This window comes from Tahibacter caeni (genome assembly GCF_024609805.1).
Taxonomy (GTDB): domain Bacteria; phylum Pseudomonadota; class Gammaproteobacteria; order Xanthomonadales; family Rhodanobacteraceae; genus Tahibacter; species Tahibacter caeni.
The window spans coordinates 1-8,027 of the sequence record NZ_JANFVR010000222.1 but is presented as its reverse complement, the minus strand read 5'-3'; the positions used below and the strand labels follow the sequence as shown (position 1 = coordinate 8,027).

Annotated in this window: 7 protein-coding genes and 1 pseudogene; 3 read left to right on the top strand and 5 right to left on the bottom strand. The window is 71.2% G+C overall.

All coding sequences use genetic code 11. The features are described from left to right. Together NON22_RS16710 and NON22_RS16705 are read right to left on the bottom strand one after the other, a co-directional pair. Positions 1 to 469: winged helix-turn-helix domain-containing protein (locus NON22_RS16710; protein WP_257388082.1), on the bottom strand; the 469-nt coding region annotated here is incomplete at its 3' end. 28 nt (positions 470 to 497) lie between these two features. After that, entirely contained in the window at positions 498 to 1,910 is a 1,413-nt protein-coding gene (locus NON22_RS16705) for a coniferyl aldehyde dehydrogenase (RefSeq protein ID WP_257388081.1), read from the bottom strand. A 203-nt stretch (positions 1,911 to 2,113) separates the two neighbouring features. Between NON22_RS16705 and NON22_RS16700 the strand changes: the two genes are divergently transcribed. Further along, positions 2,114 to 2,638: a gamma carbonic anhydrase family protein gene (locus tag NON22_RS16700; protein WP_257388080.1), complete on the top strand. Its 525-nt coding sequence runs from the start codon at positions 2,114 to 2,116 to the stop codon at positions 2,636 to 2,638. A 181-nt stretch (positions 2,639 to 2,819) separates the two neighbouring features. Here the strand turns inward: NON22_RS16700 and NON22_RS16695 are convergent. From NON22_RS16695 to NON22_RS16685, 3 genes and pseudogenes are all read right to left on the bottom strand, one after another. Beyond that, a pseudogene (locus tag NON22_RS16695) lies at positions 2,820 to 3,334 on the bottom strand (cation:proton antiporter domain-containing protein); the annotation flags it as partial. A 90-nt stretch (positions 3,335 to 3,424) separates the two neighbouring features. After that, positions 3,425 to 4,054 carry a LysE family translocator gene (locus tag NON22_RS16690; protein WP_257388079.1) on the bottom strand — a complete coding sequence of 210 codons (630 nt, stop codon included), beginning with the start codon at positions 4,052 to 4,054 and terminating at the stop codon, positions 3,425 to 3,427. Positions 4,055 to 4,379: 325 nt separating this feature from the next. Next, positions 4,380 to 5,987, bottom strand: coding sequence for a DHA2 family efflux MFS transporter permease subunit (locus NON22_RS16685; protein ID WP_257388078.1), 1,608 nt, complete (start codon positions 5,985 to 5,987; stop codon positions 4,380 to 4,382). Between the two features lie 73 nt (positions 5,988 to 6,060). On the opposite strand from NON22_RS16685, the gene NON22_RS16680 reads away from it, so the two are divergent. Both NON22_RS16680 and NON22_RS16675 read left to right on the top strand, forming a co-directional pair. Next, positions 6,061 to 6,654, top strand: coding sequence for a TetR/AcrR family transcriptional regulator (locus tag NON22_RS16680; protein WP_257388077.1), 594 nt, complete (start codon positions 6,061 to 6,063; stop codon positions 6,652 to 6,654). Positions 6,655 to 6,694: 40 nt separating this feature from the next. After that, a complete protein-coding gene (locus NON22_RS16675; protein ID WP_257388076.1) occupies positions 6,695 to 7,858 on the top strand; it encodes an HlyD family secretion protein in 1,164 nt (387 codons plus the stop codon). The last annotated feature ends 169 nt before the right edge of the window (positions 7,859 to 8,027 follow it).

Genomic DNA, 8,027 nt, shown 5'->3' with positions numbered 1-8,027 from the left:
CGCCGTGCGGCGCGTCCGGTGCCGGCGCGCGCGCGATCAGCCAGAGACCCGCCAGCAGCGGTGCCGCGGCCGCCGCCGGCAGCCAGCGCCGCAGGTGGCCCGGAATTCGGATCGCCGGCGTTTGCGCCGGCGCGGCTGCCGGAATCGCGTCGAGCGGCTGCGGCGCGGCGCAGAGCTGGTAGCCCTTGCCGCGCACCGAGCGCACATAGCGCGGCCGCCGGCCGTCGTCGCCGAGCGACTGGCGCAGCAGCTTGACCCGCTGGGTCACGGTTTCCTCGCCGACCACAGCCGGCGCCCAGACGCCGGCGATCAGCTCGTCGAAGCCGACGACGCGCGGGCCCTGCGCGAGCAGATACGCGAACAGGTCGAAGCTGAGCCCGGCGAGCTCCAGCAGCGCGCCGTCGCGCCGGACTTCGCGCCGGTCGAGATCGACCGCGAGATCCTCGAAACGGTACGCGCGCGGCGTCATGCGGCGGCGGCCGGCCGGCCCGGCCGCGTCAGCGGGTCAGCAGGCGTGTGACGAAGCCGGCCAGTCCGCGGTACGGCGGGCGCAGCAGCGACAGCGAGCTCCAGCGCGTCTGGCGGAATACCGGCAGCTGCTTGGAGAACGTCAGGAAGCCATGGTGGCCGTGGTAGTGGCCCATGCCGGACGGGCCGACGCCGCCGAACGGGAGTTCACTTTGTGCATTGTGGTAAATGCAATCGTTCACGCTGACCCCACCGGCCACGCAGCTCTCGAGCACGTTGCGCGTACGCGCACGGTCGTGGTCGAAGTGGTACAGCGCGAGCGGCCGCGGTCGCGCGTTGACGTAGTCGATCGCGGCGTCGACCGACTCCACCGTGACGACCGGCAGGATCGGTCCGAAGATCTCGTCCTGCATGACGCGGCTGTCTTCCGGCGCGTCGAGGATCACGGTCGGCGCGAACACGCGTGCGTCGATGTCGTGCGCGTTCGCGTCGGGGAACGTCAGCACCTGCGCACCGCGCCGCGCGGCCTCGTCGGCGAGGCTCTGCAGCCGCGTGTACTGGCGCGCGTTGACGATGCTCGTGTAGTCGGGGTTCTCGCGCAGGTTCGGGTAGTGGCGCTGCACGTAGTCGCGCAGCGCGGCGACGAAGGGTTCGCGGTCCTGCGCGCGCAGCAGCACGTAGTCGGGCGCGATGCAGGTCTGGCCGGCGTTGAGGAACTTGCCCGCGGCGATGCGCGCCGCGGCCGTCGCGAGCGGATAGCCCGGCGCGACGATGGCCGGCGACTTGCCGCCGAGCTCCAGCGTGACCGGCGTCAGGTTCGGCGCCGCCGCGGCCATGACCTTGCGGCCCACCGGCGTGGAACCCGTGAACAGCAGGTGGTCGAACGGCAGGCCGGCGAACTCGGCCGCGACGTCCGCGTCGCCGAGCACGGTCGCGACGCGGTCGGCCGGAAACACCTCGGCCAGCAGCTCGGCCATGGCCTCCGAGGTGCGCGGCGTGAACTCCGAGGGCTTGAGCATGACGTGGTTGCCGGCGCCGATCGCGCTGACCAGCGGGATCAGCGCGAGGTTCACCGGATAGTTCCACGGCGCGATGATGCCGACGACGCCGAGCGCCTGGTAGCGGATCTCGGCGCTGGCCGGCATGAAGGTCCAGTCGACGGCGCGCGGGCGCGGGCGCATCCAGCGGCGCAGCTGGCTGCGCACGAGGTCGATCTCGTGCAGCACGGTCATGCCGTCGGTCAGCAGCGACTCGTGGCGCGAGCGTCGCCCGAAGTCCGCGCTCATCGCCTCGATCAACCCGGCGAGGCGGCGCTTGAACGCCGCCCGCAGCCGGGCGAGATCGTCCATGCGCTGGGCATAGTCGGGTCGGTGCGCATTCCAGGCCTCGCGCAGTTCGGCGAGCCGGGCGTTCAGTGACGGCGGGCGGGCGGCGGTATCCATGTCGGCAATAGTAGTCGGGAATCGCGACACGTAAACGACCGTTTGATCCTGCCGGACCCGGACGGGCGACTCTTGCTCAGGCGTCCGCCGTCGCCCGTGGATTGGCGCGCTGCAGCAATCCCGCGTCCGCTTCGTCCCGGCGCAATTGGCGGCTCCGGCCGGCCGCGCTACCCTCGCGCTCCGTTTCCTCGTCCCGGTCTGCCATGGCCCTGCGTCCTTATCGCGGTATCCAACCGGTCGTCGCGGCGACCGCCTACGTCGATCCGGCCGCCGTCGTCATCGGCGACGTGGAGATCGGCGCCGACAGCTCGATCTGGCCCTGCGCGGTGATCCGCGGCGACGTGCAGCGCATCCGCGTCGGCGCGCGCACCAACATCCAGGACGGCAGCATCGTCCACGTGACCCACGACGGCCCGTACACGCCCGGCGGTTTCGCGACGTACATCGGCGACGACGTGACCATAGGCCATGCGGCCGTGATCCACGCCTGCACGATCGAGGACGCCTGCCTGATCGGCATGCATGCGACCGTGCTCGACGGCGCGCGCGTGCGCAGACACGGCTTCGTCGGCGCCGGCGCCGTGGTCGCGCCGGGCAAGGTGGTCGGCGAGGGCGAACTCTGGCTCGGCAGTCCCGCGCGTTTCGTGCGCAAGCTCAGCGACGAGGAGATCCGGCGCCTGTATTACTCGGCCGAGAAATACGTGGAGCTCAAGAACGACTACGCCTGAACGGGTTGCCGCCGATCCGCTCGCCGCCGGTGCGACGGCGCAGAACTCGGAGCCGCGGATGCCGCCGGCGTAGCCGCTAGACTGCGGCGCGGGAGGGGACGATGACCGGGCAGACCCACACGGCGGACTCGCGCGGAGCGGCGACGCGTTGTTCACGGCCGTCTATGCGCGGCTCAAGGCCGATCGCGAGCAGCGGCACGATCATGAGGTCTTCCAGCAGCAGGATCGCGACGATGCGCTGGCCGCCGTCGGATGCGAGCTCGCCGCGTTCCTCGTGCAGCTGCATGACGATGGCCGTGGACGTCAGCACGAAGCCGGCGCCGGCGCCGGCGACGAAGGACGGCGCGACCGGAAAACCCGTGGCGATGCCGACGGCCGTCAGCAGCGCCGCGCAGGCGACGACCTGGGCGAAGCCGAGGCCGAAGATCTGCCGGCGCATCTGCCAGAGGCGCGACGGCCGCATTTCGAGGCCGATCACGAACAGGAAAACATCACGACGCCGAGCTCGGCGACCTGCAGGATCGCCGCGGGCTCGGTGAACACGCGCAGGCCGAACGGGCCGATGGCCAGGCCGCCGGCGAGATAGCCGAGCACGGCGCCGAGGCCCAGACGCTTGAATAGCGGTGCGGCGACGACGGCCACGGCCAGCAAGGTGATGACCGGCAGCAGGTCGATGCCGTGGTGCTCGGCGCTCATTGCGATTCCCTCCCCAGCCCGCCGGCACGTGCCGGCGCCGCCGAGCGTCGCCGAAATCGCGCGGGCCGATAACGCCGCCGTCGCGGCGGCTCAGCGCTCGCTGGTCGCGAGCTTGTAGCCGAGGAACAGGAACAGGCCGCCGGCCGCGCGCTTGGACAGGCGCGCGAACAGCGAGGTGCGGCCGATGTTGCGCGAAATCCGCGCGCTGCCGTAGGCGACGGCCAGGTTCCAGAGCGTGCCGAGCACGTTGAAGATCAGGCCGAGGAACAGCAGGGACACGGCCGTGTTCGGCGTGCCGCGGTCGATGAACTGCGGCAGGAACGCGAGGAAGAAAATCGCGACCTTCGGATTCAGCACGTTCGTCGCGAAGCCCTGCAGGAAGACCTTGCCGGCCGGGTCGGCCGCGAAGGTCTTCGCCGCGGCCGTGTCGCGGCCGGCATCGCGCAGCAGAGCGATGCCGATCCAGACCAGATAGATCGCGCCGGTGATCTTCAGGGCAGTGAAGGCCGCGGCCGACGCATACAGCAGAGCCGACAGCCCGAGCGCCGCGGCGAGGATGTGCACGCAGCAGCCGGCGGCGATGCCGGACGCGGCGATCGCGCCGGCGCGGAAACCCTGCGAGGCCGAGCGCCCGACGATGTAGAGCGTGTCTGCGCCCGGCGTGATGCTCAACAGCAGTCCGGCGACGACGAACAGCGGCAGGTCGTGGGTTCCGAGCATGCAATCCTCCGGTGGAGTCGGGCGGTGTCCGGCAGGGCCGCAACGGCCGGCGGCATCGGACGGATTCTGACCGAAACCCAGGCGCGCGCGGCGCGGAGCGCATTCGGGCCGGGCGCTTCCCGCGGCCGACGGCCGATTCCACGAGCGCGAGCAGCTGGATCGCACGCCTGCTCCGGCGCGGCGCGGCGCGCCGGAGCTGGCGCGTTCCTGCTGCGCGTCTGCGCGATCGGCGGCCTGCTGCATCTGGATCGCTACCGACAGGCGCCGATCTGCAGCGCGCATCCGCTGATCCGCATTGCGCTCGCTGCCGCGGGCGCGGTTCCGCTCAGTGCGCGTCGGCGGCCTTGGCCGCCTTGACTGCCTCGGGCGCCGCCGGCCGGCAGAACGGCACGAGCAGCAACGCGGCGAGGAACAGCCACGACATGAGCCGGAACACGTCGTTGAACGCGAGCGTCAGCGCCTGGCGCGTGACGACCTGAGCGAACTCGCCCTGCGCGATCAGCAACGCCTGCGACGCGTCGACGGTCCATTGCGCGACGCGGTCGGCGAGCGCGGCCACGAGGTCCGGCGCATGCCGATGCGCCTCGCCGAGGCTTTCGCCGATGCGCGCGACGTTGCCGCGCGTGTCGTCCTGCAGCCAGGTCGTCACGACGGCGATGCCGATCGCGCCGCCGAGATTGCGCATGAGGTTGAACAGGCCCGAGGCGTAGCGCAGCTCGGCCGCGGCGAAGCCCGACAGCGCCAGGGTCACGCTCGGCACGATGCACAGCATGATCGAGAAGCCGCGCAGCGCCTGCGGCAGCGCGAGCGACCAGAAGCCCCATTCCGACGTCAGGAACGAGGTCGACCACAGGCTCAGGGCGAACAGGCTCAGTCCGGCCGCGATCATGCGGCGCGGGTCCACGCGCTGCGACAGCCGCGCCGCGACGACGACGCTGAGGATCTGCGCGACGCCGGTCACGAATACCGTCGTGCCGATCTGCAGGCTGTCGTAGCCGCGCACGCGGCCGAGGAACAACGGAATCAGATAGGTCGCCGAATACAGGCCGAAGCCGATCACGAGATTGAACACGCAGGCGAACACGAAAGTCGGGCTGCGGAACGGCGTGAGCTTGACGATGGGCCCGGCCGAGTTGCGCGAGCGTTCGAGAAACAGCAACAGCCCGACGAACGAGATCCAGCCGGCCGCGGCGATCGCGGGATCGTCGAACCAGTCGTAGCGCGGGCCCTCTTCGAGCACGTATTGCAGGCCGCCGAGAAACGCCGCCATGGCTGCGAGATGCGCGTAGTCGATGCGGCGCAGCAGGCTCAGGTCGGACCGGTCGACGCGGATCAGGGCGGCCGCGAGCGCGGTCACGGCGATGCCCGGCACGACGTTGACGTAGAAGATCGAGCGCCAGCCGAACGCGTCGGTCAGCCAGCCGCCGACCGTCGGGCCCAGGGTCGGCGCGAGCACGGCGATCATGCCGAGTATGGCCGGGATCATCGCGCGCTGCGGACCGGTGAACAGCGCGAAGCCGGTCGCGAACACGGTGGGAATCATCGCGCCGCCGACGAAGCCCTGCAGCACGCGGAACGCGATCATCGAGTCGATGTCCCAGGCCGCGCCGCACAGCGCGCTGGCTGCGGTGAACAGGCCGGCCGACAGCGCGAACAGCCAGCGCGTCGACAGCGCCTGCGCCAGGAACGCCGAGAACGGAATCATCACGAGTTCGGCCATCAGATAACCCGTCTGCACCCAGCTGATTTCGGCCGGGCCGGCCGACAGGCCCGCCTGCACGTCGTTCAGCGACGCGGCGACGATCTGGATGTCGATCAGCGCCATGAACTGGCCGAACGCCATGACCGCGAAGATCAGGTATTTGCGCGCGTTCGGCAGCGCGGCCGGGTCGGGGTGGGCAGGCGGAACGGCGTCGCGTCGCGGGGCGTTCATGCGCGGACCCTTGCAATGGAATGATGCCGATCATATTATGGCCGTCATACCAACGACGCAAGCGAGGCGCGGCATGCGCTACGACGCGGAACACAAGCTGCGAACGCGCGACAAGGTCGTCAAGGCGGCGGCTCGGGCGATACGCGCGAAAGGCCCGGACGGCATCGGCATCGCCGAAGTCATGGCCGACGTCGGGCTGACCCACGGCGGTTTCTATGCGCATTTCGCATCGAAGGACGATCTCGTCGCCGCGGCCGTCGGCCAGATGTTCGAGGAGGCGCGTGCGCGCCTCGCCGCGGAAACCGGCCGGCGCCCTGCCGCGGACGGCCTGCGCGCCTACGTCGACTTCTATCTGTCGCCGGCGCATCGCGACGCACGCCGCGCCGGCTGTCCGGTCGCTGCGCTGTCGTCGGATCTGCCGCGCATGACGGCGAAGCTGCGCCGGCATTTCGCCGCCGGCAGCCAGGCGCTCGTCGAGGCGCTGGCGGCGCTGCTGGCCGACATCGGCCACGCGGAGCCCGTGGCCGAAGCGCGCTCGGTGTTCGCCGAGCTGCTCGGTGCGTTGTCGATCGCTCGCATCGAAAGCGATGCGGCGCGTTCCGACGAAATCCTCGCGAGCTCGCGCGCGGCGATCAAACGCCGCCTGGGCCTCGACCGGCCGTCCTGAGCCGGCCCGCGCAGTCGACGTCGTCCACGGAATCGAACCGATGAATACCGACACTTCTTCTGCCGCGCCGCAACGCGCCGCGCCGGCCCGGCGCAAGGCGTTCTTCGCGGTCGGCGGCGCGCTGCTGCTCGCGGCCGCCGGTGTGGCCTGGATCGTCATGCCGAAGTCCGCCGTCTCGACCGACAACGCCTACGTCCAGGCCGACAGCTCGGTCATCGCGCCGAAAGTGCGCGGCCTCGTCGCCGAGGTGCTCGTGCGCCACAACCAGCGCGTCAGCCGCGGCGATCCGCTCGTGCGCATCGACGCGGAGGAGTTCGATGCGAAGGCCGCCGCGGCGAATGCGGCGCTGCTGAATGCGCAGGCGCTGCAGCAGTCGGCGCGCGCCGCGCTCGTCAGCCTCGACGCCGAAGAACGGCTCGCCGCATCGAACGTGCGTGCGGCGCAGGCGACGATCCGTTCGATGGACGCGCAGAGCGAACGTGCGAAGGCCGACCGCCGGCGCTTCGAGGAGCTCGTCGGCAGCGGTGCCGTCGCGCGGCGCGACGCCGATCAATACCGCGCGGCCGCGCTCAGCGCGACGGCCGACGCCGACAAGAGCCGCGCCGAACTCGACGTCAGCCGCCATCGCGCCGCCGTGACGCAAGCCAAGCGCCTGACCCTGGAAGCCGGACTCGCCCAGGCCGACGCCGCGGTCGCCGCCGCGCAAGCGGCGCTGGACCTCGCGCGGCAGGATCAGGCGCATGCGGTCATCCGCGCGCCGGTCGACGGCATCGTCGGCGACCGCCAGGTCGAGCCGGGTGACTACGTGCAGCCGGGCACGCGCCTGCTGACCGTCGTGCCGATCGACGCGCTGTACATCGTCGCGAACTTCAAGGAAACGCAGACTGCGCGCATGCTGCCCGGACAGCGCGCGGAGATCGCCGTCGACGCGTTGCCGGGCCAGACCCTGCGCGGCGAAGTCGACAGCTTCGCGCCGGGCTCCGGCTCGCAGTTCTCGCTGCTGCCGTTCGAACCCGGCACCGGCAATTTCACGAAGATCGTGCAGCGCGTTCCGGTGCGCATCCGTTTCGTCGCGAACCAGCCGGCGCTGGCCGCACTGCGGCCCGGCCTGTCGTCGACGGTCACCGTCACGCTCGCGCCGGCCGCATCGTCGCCGCGTTACTCCAGCGGCGCCGTCGAGGCGTCCGCCGTCGCGGGCCGCTGAATCTCCCACCCTCCCCAGTCACAGGACATCGTCATGGACATCCGCAATTCCGTCGCGCTCGTCACGGGCGCCAACCGCGGCCTCGGCCGCGCCTTCGCCGCGGCGCTGCTCGCGCGCGGCGCCGGCAAGGTCTACGCCGCGGCGCGCGACCCGTCGACCGTCGATCTGC

Bases quoted from the DNA above. Each gene is read 5' to 3' on its own strand.
- NON22_RS16705 (WP_257388081.1), bottom strand. From the start codon at position 1,910: ATGGATACCGCCGCCCGCCCGCCGTCACTGAACGCCCGGCTCGCCGAA.
- NON22_RS16700 (WP_257388080.1), top strand. From the start codon at position 2,114: ATGGCCCTGCGTCCTTATCGCGGTATCCAACCGGTCGTCGCGGCGACC.
- NON22_RS16690 (WP_257388079.1), bottom strand. From the start codon at position 4,054: ATGCTCGGAACCCACGACCTGCCGCTGTTCGTCGTCGCCGGACTGCTG.
- NON22_RS16685 (WP_257388078.1), bottom strand. From the start codon at position 5,987: ATGAACGCCCCGCGACGCGACGCCGTTCCGCCTGCCCACCCCGACCCG.
- NON22_RS16680 (WP_257388077.1), top strand. From the start codon at position 6,061: ATGCGCTACGACGCGGAACACAAGCTGCGAACGCGCGACAAGGTCGTC.
- NON22_RS16675 (WP_257388076.1), top strand. From the start codon at position 6,695: ATGAATACCGACACTTCTTCTGCCGCGCCGCAACGCGCCGCGCCGGCC.